The sequence below is a fragment of the Sphingomonas radicis genome (assembly GCF_051400635.1).
Classification (GTDB): domain Bacteria; phylum Pseudomonadota; class Alphaproteobacteria; order Sphingomonadales; family Sphingomonadaceae; genus Sphingomonas.
In genome coordinates, this window is record NZ_JBLFFG010000003.1 from 353,124 (window position 1) to 371,257 (window position 18,134).

General features: G+C 67.6%; 19 protein-coding genes. 6 read left to right on the forward strand and 13 right to left on the reverse strand.

What is annotated here, in order from left to right:
* Positions 1-2: 2 nt before the first annotated feature.
* Both ACMGDH_RS14135 and ACMGDH_RS14140 read left to right on the forward strand, forming a co-directional pair.
* Positions 3-257, forward strand: coding sequence for a hypothetical protein (locus ACMGDH_RS14135; protein ID WP_436828598.1), 255 nt, complete (start codon positions 3-5; stop codon positions 255-257).
* On the forward strand, positions 254-754 hold the full coding sequence (locus ACMGDH_RS14140) for a hypothetical protein (protein ID WP_436828599.1): 501 nt from the start codon (positions 254-256) through the stop codon (positions 752-754). The genes ACMGDH_RS14135 and ACMGDH_RS14140 overlap by 4 nt, the downstream gene beginning before the upstream one ends.
* 238 nt (positions 755-992) lie before the next feature.
* On the opposite strand, the gene ACMGDH_RS14145 is transcribed toward ACMGDH_RS14140, so the two are convergent.
* Genes ACMGDH_RS14145 through ACMGDH_RS14160 form a run of 4 tightly spaced genes read right to left on the reverse strand, consistent with a single transcriptional unit; the run spans position 993 to position 3,668 of the window.
* Positions 993-1,253 carry a hypothetical protein gene (locus ACMGDH_RS14145; protein ID WP_436828600.1) on the reverse strand — a complete coding sequence of 87 codons (261 nt, stop codon included), beginning with the start codon at positions 1,251-1,253 and terminating at the stop codon, positions 993-995.
* Positions 1,254-1,267: 14 nt separating this feature from the next.
* Positions 1,268-2,059 carry a LysR family transcriptional regulator gene (locus tag ACMGDH_RS14150; protein ID WP_436828601.1) on the reverse strand — a complete coding sequence of 264 codons (792 nt, stop codon included), beginning with the start codon at positions 2,057-2,059 and terminating at the stop codon, positions 1,268-1,270.
* Positions 2,056-2,460 (reverse strand): Co2+/Mg2+ efflux facilitator ApaG/CorD, encoded by a 405-nt coding sequence (apaG, locus tag ACMGDH_RS14155; protein WP_436828602.1) that lies wholly within the window; start codon positions 2,458-2,460, stop codon positions 2,056-2,058. Before apaG ends, ACMGDH_RS14150 begins: the two co-directional genes overlap by 4 nt.
* Positions 2,461-2,462: 2 nt before the next feature.
* Entirely contained in the window at positions 2,463-3,668 is a 1,206-nt protein-coding gene (locus ACMGDH_RS14160; protein WP_436828603.1) for a trans-sulfuration enzyme family protein, read from the reverse strand.
* Between the two features lie 62 nt (positions 3,669-3,730).
* Between ACMGDH_RS14160 and ACMGDH_RS14165 the strand changes: the two genes are divergently transcribed.
* A complete protein-coding gene (locus ACMGDH_RS14165; RefSeq protein WP_436828604.1) occupies positions 3,731-5,053 on the forward strand; it encodes a glycosyltransferase family 39 protein in 1,323 nt (440 codons plus the stop codon).
* Positions 5,054-5,056: 3 nt separating this feature from the next.
* Here the strand turns inward: ACMGDH_RS14165 and ACMGDH_RS14170 are convergent, their stop codons facing one another.
* From ACMGDH_RS14170 to ACMGDH_RS14210, 9 genes are all read right to left on the reverse strand, one after another.
* Positions 5,057-6,163, reverse strand: coding sequence for a glycosyltransferase family 2 protein (locus ACMGDH_RS14170; protein ID WP_436828605.1), 1,107 nt, complete (start codon positions 6,161-6,163; stop codon positions 5,057-5,059).
* Entirely contained in the window at positions 6,160-7,212 is a 1,053-nt protein-coding gene (gene leuB / locus ACMGDH_RS14175; RefSeq protein WP_436828606.1) for a 3-isopropylmalate dehydrogenase, read from the reverse strand. Before leuB ends, ACMGDH_RS14170 begins: the two co-directional genes overlap by 4 nt.
* Before the next feature lie 139 nt (positions 7,213-7,351).
* Positions 7,352-8,083: a DNA repair protein RecO gene (gene recO / locus ACMGDH_RS14180; protein ID WP_436828607.1), complete on the reverse strand. Its 732-nt coding sequence runs from the start codon at positions 8,081-8,083 to the stop codon at positions 7,352-7,354.
* A 6-nt stretch (positions 8,084-8,089) separates the two neighbouring features.
* Positions 8,090-8,947: a GNAT family N-acetyltransferase gene (locus tag ACMGDH_RS14185; protein ID WP_436828608.1), complete on the reverse strand. Its 858-nt coding sequence runs from the start codon at positions 8,945-8,947 to the stop codon at positions 8,090-8,092.
* A gap of 92 nt (positions 8,948-9,039) precedes the next feature.
* A complete protein-coding gene (locus tag ACMGDH_RS14190; RefSeq protein WP_436828609.1) occupies positions 9,040-10,320 on the reverse strand; it encodes a BNR repeat-containing protein in 1,281 nt (426 codons plus the stop codon).
* A 63-nt stretch (positions 10,321-10,383) separates the two neighbouring features.
* On the reverse strand, positions 10,384-11,199 hold the full coding sequence (locus ACMGDH_RS14195; protein ID WP_436828610.1) for a ferredoxin--NADP reductase: 816 nt from the start codon (positions 11,197-11,199) through the stop codon (positions 10,384-10,386).
* A complete protein-coding gene (locus ACMGDH_RS14200) occupies positions 11,196-11,642 on the reverse strand; it encodes a hypothetical protein (RefSeq protein WP_436828611.1) in 447 nt (148 codons plus the stop codon). Before ACMGDH_RS14200 ends, ACMGDH_RS14195 begins: the two co-directional genes overlap by 4 nt.
* 11 nt (positions 11,643-11,653) lie before the next feature.
* Positions 11,654-12,139 (reverse strand): EF-hand domain-containing protein, encoded by a 486-nt coding sequence (locus tag ACMGDH_RS14205; protein WP_436828612.1) that lies wholly within the window; start codon positions 12,137-12,139, stop codon positions 11,654-11,656.
* Between the two features lie 26 nt (positions 12,140-12,165).
* Positions 12,166-12,957, reverse strand: coding sequence for a DUF4198 domain-containing protein (locus tag ACMGDH_RS14210; RefSeq protein ID WP_436828613.1), 792 nt, complete (start codon positions 12,955-12,957; stop codon positions 12,166-12,168).
* 116 nt (positions 12,958-13,073) lie between these two features.
* Here ACMGDH_RS14210 and ACMGDH_RS14215 point away from each other — a divergent pair, with 116 nt between their 5' ends.
* The 3 genes from ACMGDH_RS14215 (at position 13,074) to ACMGDH_RS14225 (ending at position 18,116) form a co-directional block, all read left to right on the forward strand.
* Positions 13,074-15,161: a TonB-dependent receptor domain-containing protein gene (locus ACMGDH_RS14215; RefSeq protein WP_436828614.1), complete on the forward strand. Its 2,088-nt coding sequence runs from the start codon at positions 13,074-13,076 to the stop codon at positions 15,159-15,161.
* An 11-nt stretch (positions 15,162-15,172) separates the two neighbouring features.
* Positions 15,173-15,892, forward strand: a complete 720-nt coding sequence (locus ACMGDH_RS14220; protein WP_436828615.1) for an energy transducer TonB — start codon at positions 15,173-15,175, stop codon at positions 15,890-15,892.
* Positions 15,893-16,004: 112 nt separating this feature from the next.
* Entirely contained in the window at positions 16,005-18,116 is a 2,112-nt protein-coding gene (locus ACMGDH_RS14225) for a TonB-dependent receptor (RefSeq protein ID WP_436828616.1), read from the forward strand.
* Positions 18,117-18,134: the final 18 nt, after the last annotated feature.

The window sequence follows — 18,134 nt, forward strand, 5'->3', positions numbered from 1 at the left end:
GCATGACCAAGGAGTGCAGAGATGCGCAGAATCTTGTTGCTGTTGGCGGCACTCCCCGCGCTTCCGCCGCCCCGCAGGACCAGAACGAGAGCACGACCATCGTCGTGACCGGCGTTTCACTTGCGGACAGCGAAGAATGTCTGGAAGCGTGCCTTGCTAGGCGCTGCCCTCCCAGGGAGGACATCGAAGCCTTGCTCGCGCATGCCGAGAACCAGGAAAATGCGGCGCGGCTCGACGAGGAAGTCATCGACGCATGAGCGAGACGAGGCGTGAGCGCAATGCCCGCATTTGGCAGGAAAGCGAATGGGAAGAGGTCGCCGCCTATCTCGGGCCCAACGCCCAGCGCTTCCGGCCGGCATGGGAACGGACGCGCGAAAAGTTTCTGCTCTCAGGTACCGGCGTCGCCTGGAGCTGGTGCTGGCCCGCGCTGATCTTCGGGTTCGCTTGGTTCCTGTATCGCAGGCAGTGGGCGATCGGCGCAGTCCTGCTGCTGGTCCCTCTCGGCTTCGCGCTGTTTCTCGATCGCGCACCCAGTCTGCTGGGCGTGATGATCGTTCTCGCAGCCATGGCGAAGTCGGTCGTAGTTCAGGACGCGGTGCGGAAAATTGCGCAGATCAAGGAAACCGGCGGCGGGATGACGGAGATCGCAGCTGCCGGCGGCGTATCGCTGGCGGGCGGTATCGTCGGCGGAATTCTCTTCGCGATCGGAGCCGCTTCTGTGCTGGTCGATATCCTGGCCATCGCCTCTCGCTGATCCTGCCTGCCGCCGCTTCATGGGACCGTGCCCCTTGCAATGTAGGATTTCGCCTGCTTGGCTCTGCGCCCGGCCCCGCTCTTTGACATCGTCCTGGAACAGCGTGCCGCACGCGCAATAATGTTACGAGATCGAACGCGTTTCCGCGAAAAGAGTCAAAACTGGCTCGCGACCTGGGCGGGCTTCAGCTTCGCTCTCCCCCTTGCTTCAGAGAGGGCGATTAGAATGTCCACCCGTCTCAATCCTCCTCCGCCATCCGCAGCCGGTGGTAGCGGCTGCGCGTGGCGATGGCGGTGATCATCAGCATCATGCCGAGGCCGAGCACGATCGCCGCACCCCACAAGGGCAGCGGCAGCAGCGCGCGGCGCGCGAGCACCACCAGCACCGCTCCGGCGAGCGCGATGAAGAGACCGGAAAGCCGCAGTCGGCGCGCCACCCCTGCCAGCTCGCGCTGATAGGCGGCGCGCTCCGCCGGATCCTTGAGATTGGGCCGTGTCATGTCGGGTGCGGGGCTCAGCTCGCCAGCGCGTCGACCAGCGCGCGGACCTTCTTCTGCCGCCATTGCGGCAGCGGCGCGACCATCCAATAGCCCAGGCGAGACGATTCGGCCTCGCCGATCACGATCACCCGGCCCGCCGCGATGTCGCCGCGCGCGAGCAACTCGGGCACGGTGGCGCGGCCCAGCCCTTCGGCCGCAGCATCGAGCGCGAGCCCCGCATCGGCGACACGCACCAGCGAAGTCGCGTCCTCCGCGCGGCAGCCCGTCCAAGCGATCGGCGTGTCCGCCCCGCCGCCCGGCCGCTCGACCGTCACCATGCCGTCGCTCTCGATCGCCTCGCCCTCATGCTCGCCGGGGCCCTCACCCCAGCGGATCGCCAGGTCCAGATTCGCCTCGGTGAAGTCGATCGCCTCGTCGGCCGGCACCAGCATGAAGCGCAGTTCGCCGTCGTTGCGCGCGATCTCGGCCAGCCGCGGCATCAGCCATTTGGCGGTGAGGTCGCGCGGCGCCGCGATCGTCAGCGACTTGGACGATTGCCCCGCCTGCATCGCGCGCACCGATTCCTCGAACTGGAGGAAACCCGCGCGCAGCGCCACCAGCCCCGCCTCTGCCTCGGGCGTGAGCTCGAGCCCCTTGGTCGTGCGGCGGAACAGCACCACGCCCAACGTATCCTCCAGCGCACGGATCTGCTGACCGACCGCAGCCGGAGTCACCGCCAGCTCGTCCGCCGCGCGCGTGAACGACAAGTGCCGCGCCGCCGCGTCGAGCACGCGAAGACCGTTCAGGGGAAGGTGGGTACGCTTCACAAATCCCCCGTCACTGCAGGCGCGACCAGTGCGAACTTGGGAATCGCGACGTCGAAAGCGGCGCCATCCTCTGCGATCATATGATAGTTTCCCTGCATCGAACCCGTCGGCGTCGAAAGCGGGCAGCCCGAGACATAGTCGAAGCTCGCACCCGGATCGATCATCGGCTGCTCGCCCACCACGCCCTCGCCCTCCACCGAATGGCGCACGCCGCGCCCGTCGGTGATGATCCAGTGCCGGGTGAGGAGTTGCACGGCCACCGCGGATTCATTCTCGATGCGGATATGATAGGCCCAGAACCAGCGGCCGCGGTGCGGCTCGGACTGTTCGGGCAGATAGGAAACCGAGACGCGCACCACGATGCCGCGAGTCTCGGCTTCGTCGGTGAACAGTCCCTTCATGATCACAGCCCGACGCCTCGCAATGCCTGGTCGAGGTCTGCGATCAGGTCTTCGGCATCTTCCAGCCCGACGTTGATCCGCACCATGCCTTCGGTAACGCCCATTTCGAGGCGCTTCTCCTCCGCCAGACCCGAATGCGTCGTCGATGAGGGATGCGTCATCAGCGAACGCGAGTCGCCGATGTTGTTAGAGATGTCGATCAGTTCGAGCCCGTCGAGCAGCCCGTGCGCCTGGGCGCGGTCTTCGACCTCGAACGAGAAGATCGATCCCGCGTCGGACATCTGCCGCATGAAGAGATTGTGCTGGGGATGGCTTGGCAGCGCCGGGAAGTTCATCCGGGGCACCCGGCCTTCGAGGAAGCGGCCGACCTTCAGCGCATTCTCGCTCTGGCGGCGGATGCGCAGGTCGAGCGTCTCCATCCCCTTGAGCACCACCCAGGCGTTGAATGCGCTCAGCGTCGGCCCGGTGTTGCGCGTGAAGGGCAGCAGAACGTTGTTGATGAAGTCCTCGGATCCCGCCACTGCACCCGCCAGCACACGCCCCTGCCCGTCCATCATCTTGGTCGCCGAATAGGCGACGACGTCCGCGCCGAACTCCATCGGCCGCTGCAGCGCCGGAGTGGCAAAGGCATTGTCGACCACGCTGACGATGCCGTGCCTGCGGGCGATGCCGCACACGGCTTCCAGATCCACCACGTCCATCGTCGGGTTGGCCGGGGTCTCGAAGAAAAAGACCTTGGTGTTCGGCCGCACCGCATCCTCGAACTGCTGCGGATCGCGTGCGTCGATCACCGTGGTCTCCACGCCGAAGCGCGGCAGCAGCGTGTCGGTCAGCCAGCGGCACGAACCAAAGGCGGCGCGCCCCTGAACGATATGGTCGCCCGCGCCCACCTGGCACAGGATCGCCGCAGTCATCGCGGCCATGCCGGTCGCCATCGTGCGGCAGGCTTCGGCGCCTTCGAGAAGCGCGATCCGTTCTTCGAGCATCTCGACCGTCGGGTTCTGCAGCCGCGAGTAGGTCATGCCCTGCTGTTCGCCGGCGAAGCGCGCGGCGGCGTCGCCCGCGCAATCATAGGCATAGCCGGAGGTGAGGAAGATCGCCTCGCTCGTCTCGCCCCATTCGGAGCGCGCGGTGCCTCCGCGCACTGCCTGGGTGGCGGGCTTCCAGTTGCGGGTTACGCTGCGATCCTGGCCTGTATGACGCTTCATGCATTCTGCTTTGCAAGGGGGGCGCCCCTGCCGTCAACCAAGTCCGGCATGACGTCGGCGAAATGATCGTTTATCGGAAGGCCATGCTCGATCGCCTCAAGGCCCTTCGCACCCGCCCCTATCTCGTCGCGCTGCTGTTGGGAATCGCCGCCCAGCTGCTCTTCACGATCCACCTGGACCAGCCGAGCCGGATCATGTTCGACGAGGTCCATTACGTGCCGGCCGCGCAGGCGCTGCTCGATCTCTCGGCCCCCCGCAACATCGAGCATCCGCTGGTCGGCAAGGAGCTGATCGCCGCGGGCATGGCGATCTTCGGCGACAATCCCTTCGGCTGGCGCGCCTTCGCGACGCTTGCGGGCACTGCGACGGTGCTCGGCGTCTTCGCGCTGCTCTGGCTGCTGATGGGCGGACGGATGCGTCCCGCGCTGGTCGGCGCCGTGCTCGTCGCACTCAACCAGAGCGTGTTCGTCCAGGCGCGCACCGCGATGCTCGACATCTTTCTCGGCGCCTTCCTGATCTGGGCAATGGTGCTGATGCTCTGGGCGATGCACGGAAGCCCGCGGCAGGTGCTCGCGCGCTGGATCGGCGCGGGCGTGCTGCTGGGGCTCGCGGTCGGCACCAAATGGGCGGCGATCCCCTATGTCGCGCTGGCGGGCCTCGCCTTCCTCGTGATCCGCGTGCGCGACGCGCGGCTGGCGAAGAAACCGCTCGCGCATGCGCTGGCAGGCAAGGACCAGCCCCACTGGCCCGGCCTGCCCGCCATCCCGGGCCTGCTGCTGCTCGGCGCGGTGAGCATCGTCACTTATTTCGTCACCTTCCTGCCCGCATTCTTCTACGCGATCGGCCCGATCGATCTCCCCGGCCTGTTCCGCCTCCAGGCCGAGATGTACGCCGCGCAGACGCAGGTGCTCGCCCGCCACAATTACGAGTCCGACTGGTGGAGCTGGCCGCTGCTGATCCGGCCGATCTGGTATTTCTACGAGTGGGACAATGGCGCCCAGCGCGGCGTGCTGCTGATCGGCAATCCGGTGATCATGTGGGCAGGTCTGGTGGGCGTGCTGGCCTGTTTCTGGGCCTGGTTCCGAACCAGGGCGATCCGCCCGCTGGCGATGGCGCTGCTCTGGGCCGCATCGCTCGGCATCTATATCGTGATCCCCAAATCACTGGGGTTCTATTATTATTACCACCTCTCCGGCATCTTCCTGTGCGCGGTGCTCGCGGTCGCGTTCGATCACTTCGATCGCGGACGCAACAAGGGGTGGGAGGAATGGTTCACCGCGCTCGCGCTGGTGGCCTTCGTCTATTTCTACCCGATCCTCGCGGCCTCGCCGCTCCAGGCCTCGCAGGGTTTCAACTATTGGATGTGGTTCAGCAGCTGGCGCTAACCTTTACTTGTACCGCCCCCAGGTGAAGCGCGACGAAAGCGCGAAGTTCCACACCGCCGCGACGACGATCCCCGCCAGCGCCGAGATCCGCCAGTCGCCGTGCCGCGCGTCGTGGAGGAACGCCGCGACGCCCACGTTCGCGACGGCCCCCACCGAGCAGACGATGCAGAAGCTCACCCAGCCGTCGAGCAGCTGGCGAAAGCCCTTGAGCCGCCGCTCGCGATAGGTGAGCGCGTTGTTGAGGAAGAAGTTGAAGGTCATCGCCGCCAGCGTCGCAACGACCGTGGCCGCCACGAAGCTCAGGCGCGCAGGCCCGAAGAGCAGCCCCAGCACGGCGAAATGCACGCCCGCCCCCAGCGCCCCGATCGCCGAGAACATCGCGAACCGCACCGGCACGACCTTTCCGAACATCCGGTCGTACAGCGCGATCAGATATTCCATCGCCACGACGTGATCGAGCTTGCTCTCGCCCTCGGTCCGCACGCGGAAGACATAGGGAAGCTCGGCGAACACCAGCGGGCGCGGCGAGGCCGTCATGATGTCGAGCAGGATCTTGAAGCCGATCGCCGAGAGCCGCGGCACCAGAGCGCGGACGATCTCGGTGCGGATCATGAAGAAGCCGCTCATCGGGTCGCTGAGCTCGGCCTTGAGCACGTGGCGCGCGAGGCGCGTGGCGAGTGCCGATTTGGCGACACGGTCGCGGTCCCAGTCGCCGGTGCCGCCGCCTTCCATGAAACGCGACCCCACCACCAGGTCGAGCTTCGCATCTCCTTCGAGCGCATCGAGCATCCGGGGCAGCAGCGTCTCGTCGTGCTGCAAGTCGCCGTCGATCACCGCGACGAAGGGCGCGGCAGTGGCACACATGCCCTCCACACATGCGGAGGAAAGCCCGCGCCTCCCGATGCGCTGGATCACACGCACGCGCGGATCGACCCGCGCCAGCTCGCGTGCTGCCTGGGCGGTGCCGTCCGGGCTGTCGTCGTCGACGAAGATGGCTTCCCAGTTGCGGCCCTGGAGCACCTGATCGAGCTTCGCCACGAGCACGGGCACATTGCCGCGCTCGTTGAAGGTCGGAATGACGACCGCGAGCTCGAGCAGGCGGTCGTTCACCGAAGCTCCCGCAGCACCGCGTCGCCCATTTCCTCGGTCGAGAGGCTGCCGCCCAGATCGGCTGTCCGCGCCCCGTTCGCCAGCGCGGCCCGCACGGCCTTCTCCACGCGCTGCGCCGCTTCCTCGTTCGAAAGCGAGTGGCGCAGCAGCAGCGCCGCCGAGAGGATCGCCGCGCAGGGATTGGCCTTGCCCTGACCGGCGATGTCGGGCGCGCTGCCGTGGATCGGCTCGTACATGCCGTTGTCGCCGCTCCACGCGCGCAGCGAGGCCGAAGGCAGCAGCCCGATCGACCCTGCGCACATGCTCGCCTGGTCCGAAAGGATGTCGCCGAAAAGGTTGCCGGTGACGATCACGTCGAACTCGGTCGGCGCCCGCACGAGCTGCATCGCGGCGTTATCGACGTACATATGGGTCAGGTGCACGTCGGGATATTCGGTGGCGATGTCGTTCACCACGTCGCGCCACAGCTGCGAGGTCTCGAGCACGTTCGCCTTGTCGACCGAGCAGAGCTTGTGCTTGCGCCGCCGCGCCATCTCGAAGCCGACGCGGGCGATCCGCTCGACCTCGGCCTCGTTGTAGCTCATCAGGTCGAAGCCCTGGCGCAGCCCCTCGACATTGGTGCGCCGCCCCTTCTCGCCGAAATAGACGTCGCCGGTCAGTTCGCGGACGATGACGATGTCGAGCCCCTGCACCACCTCCGGCTTGAGCGACGAGGCACCTTCCATGCCCGGAAGCAGCGTCGCGGGGCGGATGTTGGCGAACAGCCCCAGCTCGCGTCGGATGCCGAGCAGCGCCGCCTCGGGGCGCAGCCGCCGCTCGAGCGCGTCGAAGCGCGGATCGCCGATCGCGCCGAACAGCACAGCGTCGGCGCGCTTGGCGAGCGCCAGCGTCGAATCGGGCAGCGGCCGGCCATGCGCGAGATAGCCGGCACCACCGACGGGAGCTTCCTCGAACTGAAGATCCAGGTTCAGCGCTTCCAGCACCCGGCGCGCCTGGGTGGTGACTTCGGGCCCGATCCCGTCGCCGGGCAGAACTGCAATCAGCGGCATTCGATTCTTTCCAGTTAGGACCCGTTCGGCCTGAGCTTGTCGAAGGCCCGTCTTCTTTCGCACCGAACCTCGAATGAAGGACGGCGCTTCGACAAGCTCAGCGCGAACGGAGAAAGACGCTTTGCCCGCGGTTGCCCCGTCACGCAACCGCCCGCTTGAGCCGGTCGACCAGCCGCGCGCGCGCCGCGAGCAGTTCGGCGCCCTTGCCGATCAGCAGGTCGCGCTCCAGGAAATGGCCGGTGAGCCGTAGCCCGCCCAATATGTCGTCCCATTCGGCAGCGCCGCCGAGAGTGAGGAACGCCGGCAGCGGCAGCAGCCGTGCCTCATAGCCCAGCGCGCCCGCTCGGCTGACCGCGATCCCGCTCTTGGGGCTGACATAGGCAAGATCATCACCGCTCTCCGTCACGGCGCAGCGTTCGAGATCGAGCCCGAAGCCCAGCTCGGCGAGCAGCAGCAGCTCGTAGCGCACCAGTGCCACTGCCCAGCCACGCGCCGCGGGCGCGGCCTCGATCGCCGCGAGCAGCCCGTCCAGCGCCGCATGAAGCCGCGGATAAGGCTGCGCGTCGGGCAAGGTCGCCGCGGTCAGCGCAGTCGCCCATTGCAGCGCGGCGGCGGGAAGCGGCTCGCCGAACAGCGGCGCGCGGCTGTGGATCAGCTCCACGGTGAGCCCCGCGAGCTGCTCCTCGGTCCGCGCGCGCCATTCGCCAAGCACCAGGTTCGAAGGCTGGAGCACCGGCCGGAGCGTGCGGCTGTGCCCGCCGCGCACATAACCGGGCTGCACTCCGTCGCTTTCGGTCAGCGCCCGCACCACCGCGCCATGCTCGCCGTGCTGCCGAACGGAGAGGACGATGGCTTCGGCGCGAAGGTGCACGGCCGCCTACCCTCGCTTCCGCGCGAACCCCAGGCGTACCGCGCGCCTGAAGCCGTCGAGCGCCGCGATGGTCAGCCGGTCGGCCAGGCTGGGCCGGAGCAGCAGCAGATCGACGCATTCGAGCTCGCCGGTCGCCAGGGCGCGTTCGTTCCGCCGCACTCCTTCGCCAAGGTCGAGGTGCGCGAACCGTCCTTCGTCGAAGAGCTCCTGCAGCGCCTCCAGCCGGAGTACCGCGCCGGGCGACCAGTCGCGGAACGCCGGGTCGTGTCCCGAATGGCCGAGCACCACGCTCCCGTCCTCCGCGGGGCAATAGAGAAATGCGGCAGGCTCTCCCGCCACGTAGAGCAGCCATGCGCGAACCTGATCGGCAGCGGCAAGGCTCTGCATCTCGGCCGCGAATTCGGCGGTATCGGGCGGCGCCCAGCCCGGCAGGCGCCATCGGTAGCTCCGCTGGGAAATCCGCAACGCGTGATCGTGGAATGTCGCGATCTCGGCGGGCGTGCGAAAGCTGCGCACATCCAGGTCGCCGCCGCATTCGCCCGCGATCCTGCGCGCCTTGCCGCGAAGCTCGTCGCGAAGCTGGGGCGCCAGCGCGTCGAACCACGCGTCGAACCCGATCCCGAGATCGACATAGCGCCGCACCGCGTGCCGGCGGACGAGAGGCAGCATCTTGCCCGATGCAGCAACTGCCCCCTCCACCATCGTCTCGGGAAGCGAGCTCAGCGCATAGCCGGACGCCTCGCGCGCGAGCGGCGGCAGTTCCGGAAGCGCGCCGCGCAGCGCATCGCCGAGGCTCAGCGGCACCTGCTGGAAAGCGTGCGCGCCGATCCCGAACTTCAGCGCCTGCCCGGTTTCGCTCGTCATTGCGGCCGTCCTTAGCACGGCGCGGCGAACTGTGTAGGCGCCCCGGCCACCTCGCCTGTCTCAACGTGAGTCGCGCGGGTGTCCTGGTTCGATCACTGCTCGATGAAATGAAGGATCGTCGGCTGGGGAATATCGGCACGCGGCATGTCGCGGTTGGGCGGCAGCGTCGCCCAGGCGATCGCGACATCGCCCGCCGAAACGCTGTTGAGCTGCATGCCCTTGGGCCGCTCGATACGCGCGAGGCGCGGGTCGGGCTCTACCTGGCGCTCGCCGATCCGTGCCAGCGTGCGCTCGTCGAGGATCAGGTCGCGGGGCACCCCGTCGCGGCGGACCCGCACCCGCACCTGGCCGTTGTCCAACGCCCCGACGCTCTCGATCGAGAGCCGGAAGTCGAGCGATCCGCCCCCGCCGAAATCCCAGCGGAAATCCTTCCAGTCGCTCGCCTGCACGACGCGCCACCCCGCCGCATCGCGCCGCGCGACGAACATCTGCATGCGGCCGGCGGAGTCATATTTGTGATAGGCGATCATCGCTCGGCCGGCGCTGTCGAAGCCGATGATCGTGTTGTTGTTGATGATGCCACCGCGCACCGGCACCGGATCGACGATCTCCGACGTGCCGAGCCGGACGGGCAGTTCGATCGGCGTTCCGTCCGATCGCTCCCACCGCACCAGATCGCTGCTCACGGCATAGGAAAGATCGTGGTTGGTCGCCGCGTCGGGCGTCTCGCGCCAGACCCAGGTCAAGTGGAAGCGGCCGTCCGGCCCCGGCACCGGCCCGACGAAATAGGCGTTCCGCTTGCCTTCTCCGTCGGCGAGCGGCGTCGCGAGCAGCGGCGCCCATTTGCCCGTCGCCTCGTCGTAGACATTGTAGATCTCGTTGCCGTTGCCGCTACCGCCGTCGCGATATTTGAGCGCCAGCCGCCCCTCGCGCGTACGGAGGAACAGCGGGTAGGTCATCCGCCTTTCCAGCGCCGGGTTCGCGAGTTCGGGCACGGCGCGCATCGAGCGCACATCACCGGGAATCTCGCTCCGGAAATAGACCAGCGGATCATTGTGCATGTTGCCGGTCACATGGATCTGCCCAGCGCGGTCTATCGCGACGGCGAGATAATTGTGGCTGTCCCACCCCGTCCGGCTCGGCAGCTTCCGGTAGCGCCACGCAGCCCCCTTGGTGCGCGAACGCGACGCGACGGTAAGCTGCCGCTCGGCGCCGTAATAGGCAACCACGATCTGCCGCTCGTCGGCCGCGAGTCCGAACTGGACCGGATGCGCCGACCAGACGCGGTCAATCGCGGAGATCGCCGGCGCCTGGGCAGCCGCGGGAATCGCCGCAACGCAGCAGAGCGCCGCCGCACCATGTCTCAGGATCATCGCCGGGCCCCGCCGTATTGCGCACCAGGCGCGGCTTAGCGCGAAGCCGGAAGATGGCAAAACTCAGCCGACGAACGCGCGCTCCAGCACATAATGGCCGGGCGCCGAGTTCGCGCCTTCCTCGAACCCGCGCGCGTCGAGCAGCGTCGCGAGCTCGCGGATCATCGGCGTGCTGCCGCACATCATCACCCGGTCGGTCTCGGGATCGAACTCGCGCGCACCGCCCAGCGGCGGGCGGAAGAGCGTGCCGTCTTCCATCAGCGCGCCGATCCGCCCCTGGGTGCGGAAGGGCTCGCGCGTGCAGGTGGGGATATAGTGGAACTGGAGCAGCGCCTGATCGCCCACCAGCGGATCGCCCGAAAGCTGCGAGGTGAGTAGATCGTGATAGGCGAGATCGCTCACGCGGCGCGTGCCGTGCACCAGCACGATCTGCCCGAACCTCTCATAGATGTCCGGATCGCGGATGATGCTGAGGAAGGGCGCGAGGCCCGTGCCCGTCGAGAGCAGGAACAGCCGCTTACCCGGCAGCAGCGCATCGGCCACCAGCGTGCCGGTCGGCTTGCGCGACAGATAGAGCTGGTCGTCGGGCTTGATCATCTGCAGCCGCGAAGTGAGCGGGCCGTCGGGCACCTTGATCGAGAGGAACTCGAGCTCCTCGGCCCATTCGGGGCTCGCGATCGAATAGGCGCGCATCAGCGGCTTGCCGTCGACGGGCAGCCCGATCATCACGAACTCGCCCGAGCGGAAGCGGAAGCTCGCAGGGCGCTCGATCGCGAAGCTGAACAGATGCTCGTTCCAATGCTTCACCCAGCGAACCTGGCAGGTGGCGAAGCTCGAGTGCTCGGGGATCAGCGCCGGGGAGGGCGCGTGCATGTTCATGAAAGGGAGTCTCTCGTCCAGTTGATCGGGAAGTCGTCGGGGACCGGCGCATTCCACAAAGCCGCAGCCAATTCGTTTAGAGCGCGCTGCAATGCAAGTGCATAAGGTGCGCGCACCAGTTGCGCCGCCATCCCGTCGAGCTCGGGCATGCCGCCGATCGCCGCGGCGAACAGCGCGAGCACCCGCGCTTCGTCGTCCCCCACCGCATGGCAATCGGGCGGGCGGAAGCGCAGCTGCCCGGTGCCTTCGCAGTTGAGCAGGTGCATCGCGAAGCCGAAGTCGCGCAGCGCGGGCTCGATCCCGGCGGCGGCGAATGCCGGGGCGAGCCGGGCGCATGCGCAGCGGCCGCCGTGCGCGGCCGCCACCCAGGTCCGCATCGCCCAGACGAGCAGCCGGCAGGTGCCGTCTAGCGCATGCATCGGCCGATCGAGAAAGCGGTACATCGCGTGCTTCCTTATTCCGCGCGCGCGGCTGTCCGCTTGGCAGTGGTCGCCGCAACGTCGTTTGCGGCCACGATTCCGTTCTTGTCGGCGTCCTGCTCGGCGAAGGAGCGTTCGGCGACGCGGTCATATTCGTCGCGGCCGATCCGGCTGTCCTTGTTGGTGTCGAGCACGCCGAAGCGAACGTGCGTCTGACGGATCTGGCGCTGGCGTTCCTCTGCCTTCTTCTCCGCGCTGCGGTCCGACTTGGCGAGCTGCTGCTCGAACCGCGCGGTGAATTCGGCGACATATTCCTCCTCGGAGAACGCACCGTCGCCGTCCGCGTCGGTGGCCTTGAAGCGCGCCGCGCGCGCCGCGTCATATTCGGCGCGGGTCAGGCTGCCGTCACCGTTCGAATCGAACGCGGCGATGAAGGCGTCGCCCGCGTGCTGGGCGGCGGCGGGAAGCGCGGTGAAGCCGGCGGCGATCACGCCCGCGGCGAGCAGATGGCGAAAGTTCATGGCAAATCTCCTGGCTGGTAAGCCGCTCAGGCGGCGTCGAATGCAAGCGTGTAGGTGTAGCTGCGATAGGGGGTCTGGCTCCCCGCGGGAGCCTCGGTCCGATGCCGCGCGAGGATCAGGTAGATGCCCGCGTCGGTCGGCCGCAGCGTGAAGCGGCCCGTAGCGTCGGTGCGCACCTGACCGGCCACCTTGCGGCCGTCGTAGTTGCCGGCGGCGCGGAACAGCGTCACTTCGGTGTCGGCAAGCGGCTTGCCGTCGAACAGCAGCACGAAGCCCGCGTCCGATCCGCTGGTGATCGCATTGGGATGCGTCACCGGCTGGATCTCCAGCGCCTGACCCGCCGGCTTGAGCGCGGCCGTGGTGGGCTGGCCCCGCGTGACATAGGCCTCGGCCAGCGTCACGCTCTGGACCTCGACCGGTTGCCTGCCTGCCGGCGGCGCGCCGCCCTCGCCCCCCATCACCCAGCGGCCGTCGACCTGGTACATCTTGCCCTTGCGGCCGAGCCGCTGTCCGGTCGTGAGGCGATAGGTGCCCTGCGCCTTGAGATCGGCCTCGAAGATGGAGAGGTCGCGAAGATAGGTCACCGTGCCGATCTCCCCGCGCGCGCCGTCGGGCCCGACGAAGTGGAACGGCGCGTCGCGCATCGCGACCTCGGGCTGGAACGCATCCTCGCCGAACGATGCCTGCACCGTCACATGATCGGTCCTCCCCGCGTCGAACAGGCTCGGGAGCAGATAGGGCATGTGCGCCTGCGCCGCGCCCCCGATCGCAAGCAGTCCGCCGAGCATGCCGAGCCGTATCATCCTTCGAATTTGCATTTTCGATCCCCTTTTGGTTGCCGGTCAACTATAGCTATTGCGACTCACTTGCAATATCAATTTCAGCCGCTATGCGACGGGGCGGGGTCCAAAACCGAGCAAAGGGGTTCGATACGATGACGATGCTTCCGAAGGCGCTGCTGCGCGCCGGCACTGCGATACTGCTGGCGCTGCCGGCGGTCGCCCATGCCCAGGAGACGGGCCAGGCGGAGCCCGCGCCAGCCGAAACCGAGCTGACGCTCGACCGGCTCATCGTCTCGGCGGGCGCCGAGAAGGTCGCGATCGACACGCCCCAGGCAGTCACTACTCTTGACCAAGAAGATATCGACGAGGCGCAGGCGACCACGGTCGGCGAGCTCCTCGAGACGATGCCCGGCATCAGCGTACAGGGCGGGGTCAGCGCGCTCGGTCAGGGGTTCAACATCCGCGGCCTCGGCACCGGCCTCGCCGATTCGGACAGCCGGATCCTGATGGCAGTCGACGGCGTCACCAAATTCTTCGAGCAGTACCGGATGGGCGCCTTCTTCGGCGAGCCCGAGCTCTACAAGCGCGTCGAGGTGCTGCGCGGCCCCGCCTCCTCGACGCTCTACGGCGCCGGCGTGCTGGCAGGTGTCGTCAACTTCACTACCAAGGACGCCTCGGACTTCTTGCGCGACGGCGATCCGATCGCGGTGCGGCTCAAGGCGGGAACCGAAACCAACGCCGAAGCCCATCTCCTCTCCGGCATCGTCGCGGCCGAACCGGCCGAAGGCGTCGAACTGCTGGGCAGCTACAATTATCGCCGCGCAGGCCATTACACGGACGGCAACGGCGACGAGGTGATCCCCTCAGATGCGCTCTCGGACAGTTGGCTGGTCAAGGGCCGCGTCGCGATCGGCGGCAACCGCAACCACGCCTTCTGGGCATCCTACCAGGACTGGATCAGCGACAGCACCCAGATCTACGACCAGGCCGAAGCCTTCGCGGCCACGCCGGTGCGCCGCAAGGTCCACGACCAGACCGCGGTCGTCGGCTATGTCAACGATTTCAACGGCAGCAAATGGTTCGACGTCGAGGCGCAGTTCTCCTGGGCCGATTCGAACGTCCACCAGACCGAGACGGCTTTCCTCGGCAACCTCGAATATTCCGAATTCTCCTATGCTACCAAGCAGGCGCGCCTTCAGAACAGCTCGCGCTTCGACATGGGCGGCGACTGGACGACGATCCTGATCCTCGGCGGCCAGTGGAGCGAGCAGGAACGGCGCAACCCGCGCAAGAGCGCAACCACCGGCGTCATAACTCCGGGCGCGGCAACACACCCCGAAGGCGACATGACCAAATACGGCATCTTCGCCCAGGCGGAGATCCTCTGGTCGGACAGGTTGACGATCATCCCCGGCGTGCGCGCCGACTGGTCCGAGCTGGCGCCGGGCAAGGCGCTCGTGGGCGGCGAAGAAGTCACGATCCCCGGCACGGCACCCGTGAGCAACAGCGGCGTCTCGCCCAAGCTCGCGGCAAGCTATGCGTTCACCGACTGGTTCTCGCTGTTCGGCTCGATCGCGCACACGGTGCGCATGCCGGTGCTCGACGAACTCTACAGCCGCACCAGCAACACCGCCAACAACGCCAATCTCGATCTCAAGCCCGAGAAGTCCGACAATTATGAGCTGGGCTTCACCCTAGCGTTCGACGGGCTCGCCGCGCACGCCGACAAGCTGCGACTCAAGACCACCGCGTTCCGCAACAATGTGCGTGACCTGATCACGCGCGGCACCGCCACTTCCCCCTATTTCGTCAACGTCGGCGAGGCGCGGTTCGAGGGCGTGGAGGTCGAGGCCGAATATGGTCTGGGCGGCTTCTACACCCGCGGCAGCGCCACGATCATCGACGGCCGCGACACGCTCAACGACGCGTATCTCAACACCATTCCCGCCAACGAATACCGGCTGACCTTGGGCTATTCCGATCCGGCCACGGGTCTGTCGGGCGGCTGGTCGGGCGAGTTCGCCGAGGATCAGGACAAGGTGTCCAATGCCGCGCTCGCGACTCCGGGCTATTCGGTCCACGATCTCTTCTTCGGGTTCAAGCCGCGCCACGGCGCCGCGCAAGGCTTCGAGTTCCGGATCGCGATCGACAACGTCTTCGACAAATATTTTCAGCGGCACCTGTCCTCGCTCGCCGCCGAGGGGCGGACCTTGAAGGTCAGCGCGGCGGTCGGTTTCTAGGGCCGGCCGAGGTGCGGCGCGCACTCGATCCGGTCTCCGCCGGGCTTTCGGCCGCAGCCTGCGGGGCCGTCGTCGCCGCTTTTGCGCTGATCGGCGTGGCGCGCGAGGAGACCCGCACGCCCGCACCCGCGATGACGCTGATCGCCCTCGGTGCGGAGAGCGGCGAGGAGACTCCGGCGGAACCAGCGCCCGCCATTGCCGAACCGCTTCCCCCAACGCCGAAGCAAGTGCAGCAACCCGCACCCTCCCCCGCTCCGCTGCCCGAGCCGATCCTCCGCACGCCAGCGCTCATGCCCGTCTCCGCCCCCGTTGCAGCACCGGCGCCAGCTCCGGCCGCTCCCGCCCCCGCACCGGCCAGACCGGCAGCACCGGCAGCTCAGTCCGCCAGCCTCCCTTCGCAGGCGGCTCCGAACGGCGCGAGCACGGGCGCAGCCCACGGCAAGAGCCGCGCTTATGCCGCGCGCATCCGCGCCTGGCTGCTCGCGCACCAGACCTATCCAAGGCATGCGCGGATGCGGCGTCAGGAGGGGATCGTCCGGGTCCGCTTCGTCCTCGATCGCGACGGTCGCCTCCTCGAAGGCCGCGTCGTCAGCAGCTCGGGTGTCGATCTGCTCGACCGCGAAGGCCTGGCGATGCTGTCGCGCGCGGTGCCCTATCCGAAGGCGCCCGACGAAGTCGCCGGAGACCGGATCGAGTTCAGCGCCCCGATCGAATTCCTGCTCCGGAGCTGACCGGCCAAAGAATGCGGCGCGCACCGGCCTGCGCAACATGCCGCAAAGCCGGCAAACGCATCTTGATACCATATAACATCCCGGCTACTGCAGCGCAGCAATGCCTCTCCATATGTCTGGATCGTCCATGCTGCGTACCTTCCTGCTTGCCTCCGCCGCACTGCTCGCCTTCCCCGCCCATGCCGAAGAGAAGGCCCCCGCTCCCGATGCGCCGGCCAGCCCCACGAAGCCGCAGCAGGACCACGACCAGCCCGCGCAGGAAGTCGTCATCACCGGCACGCGCGCCCGCGCCACCGCCGATGTGCTCGGCGGCACCGCAGTGCTCACCAATGAGGAGTTGGCCCGCGAGCGTCGCACCACGATCGGCGAGACGCTCGCCTCGCAGCCCGGCGTCTCCGCCACTTCCTTCGGCCCCAATGCCTCGCGCCCGGTGCTGCGCGGCTTCACCGGCGATCGCGCGCGGCTGCTGATCGACGGCGTCGGCAGCATCGATGTGTCGAACACCTCGGCCGATCACGCCGCGATCATCAACCCGCTCACTGCAGACCGCATCGAAGTGCTGCGCGGCCCCGCGGCCCTGCTGTTCAGCCCCTCGTCGATCGGCGGCGTGGTCAACGTGATCGACAGCCGCATCCCGCGCCACATGGCGGAGAGCCCGCTCCATTTCGACGGGCTCGCTACTTATGGCACCGCCGCGGACGAGCGCTCGGTATCGGGCGTCGCCGATATCCCGGTGGCGGGCAAACTCGTCGTCCACGCCGACGGCAGCTATACCAAGACCGGCGACACGCGCAGCGGCGGCTATGTCCTGACTCCCGAATTGCGCGCGCAGGCGGCGGCGAGCGCCGACCCCGGGATCCAGGAACTCGCCGACCTGAAGGGCGAAGTCCCCAACACCGGCGCGCGCACCTGGGACGTAGCCGGCGGCGCCGCGATCGTCGACGAACGCGGCAGCCTCGGCTTCTCGGTCTCGCGCTACGACAGCCTCTACGGCGTGCCGATCCGCTATTCGCTCGATCCCTCGGTCGAAGCGGAGGCAGTGCAGCTCCACGCCAAGCAGACTCGCTTCGACGTCCGCGGCGACATCCTCACCGAAACCGCGGGCATCCACCAGATCCGCATGCGGCTCGCCGCGGCCGATTATCAGCACAGCGAGATCGAGGACACCGGTGAGGTCGGCACCACTTTCTACAGCCAGGGCTTCGAGGGCCGGCTGGAACTGGTCCAGGAAACCCATGGCGAATGGGAAGGCGTGACCGGCGCGCAATTCGCCACGCGCAACACGCGCATCATCGGCGAAGAGAAGTTCCTGCCGCGCACCGAGAGCAGCCAATATGGGCTGTTCACGCTCCAGTCGCTCGATTTCGGCGCGCTCAAGGCCGAAGCGGCGCTGCGCTACGAACATAATTCGCTCCGCGCCCAGGCCGACGAGGATATCGGCAACCCGCTGCTCGACCGGAATTTCGACAGCCTCTCCGCCTCGCTCGGCGCGAGCTATGCGCTCGCCGACCAGCTGCGCTTCGGCGTGAACCTCTCGCGCAGCGAGCGCGCGCCGACCCAGGAGGAGCTGTTCGCCAACGGCCCACACGCCGGCACCCAGGCGTTCGAGATCGGCAACCCCGATTTCACCACCGAAAAGGCATGGGGCGTCGAGGCGACGCTCAAGGGCACGGGCGAAGGCTGGAGCCTTTCGGCCGCAGCCTATTACAACTGGTTCAGCGACTATATCTACGACGCGCCCACCGGCGAGATCGAGGACGATCTGCCGGTGTTCCAGTACAACCAGGCCGATGCGCGCTACTATGGCTTCGAGATCGAAGGCTCGGCACGGCTGGGAACGGTCGGCGGCTTCGCGATCAACGCCGATGCGCTCGCCGACTATGTCCATGCCGAAGTGGTGGACGAAGGCCCCGCGCCGCGCATCCCGCCGCTCCGCCTGCTCGGCGGTCTCGAGGCGCAATCGGATTCGCTGACCGGCCGTGTCGAGGTCGAGCACAGCTTCGAGCAGGACCGCATCGCCGCGTTCGAGACGCCCACCGACGGCTTCACCCTGGTCAACGCATCGATCGCCTGGAAACCGTGGGGCAACCGCTCGAACACCAGCCTGATGCTCTCGGCGAACAACATCTTCGACGTCGAGGCGCGCCGCCACACCAGCGTGCTCAAGGACTATGCCCCGCTCGCCGGCCGCGACATCCGCGCGACGCTGCGCGTGGAGATCTGATCCGCAGGCGGTAATAGG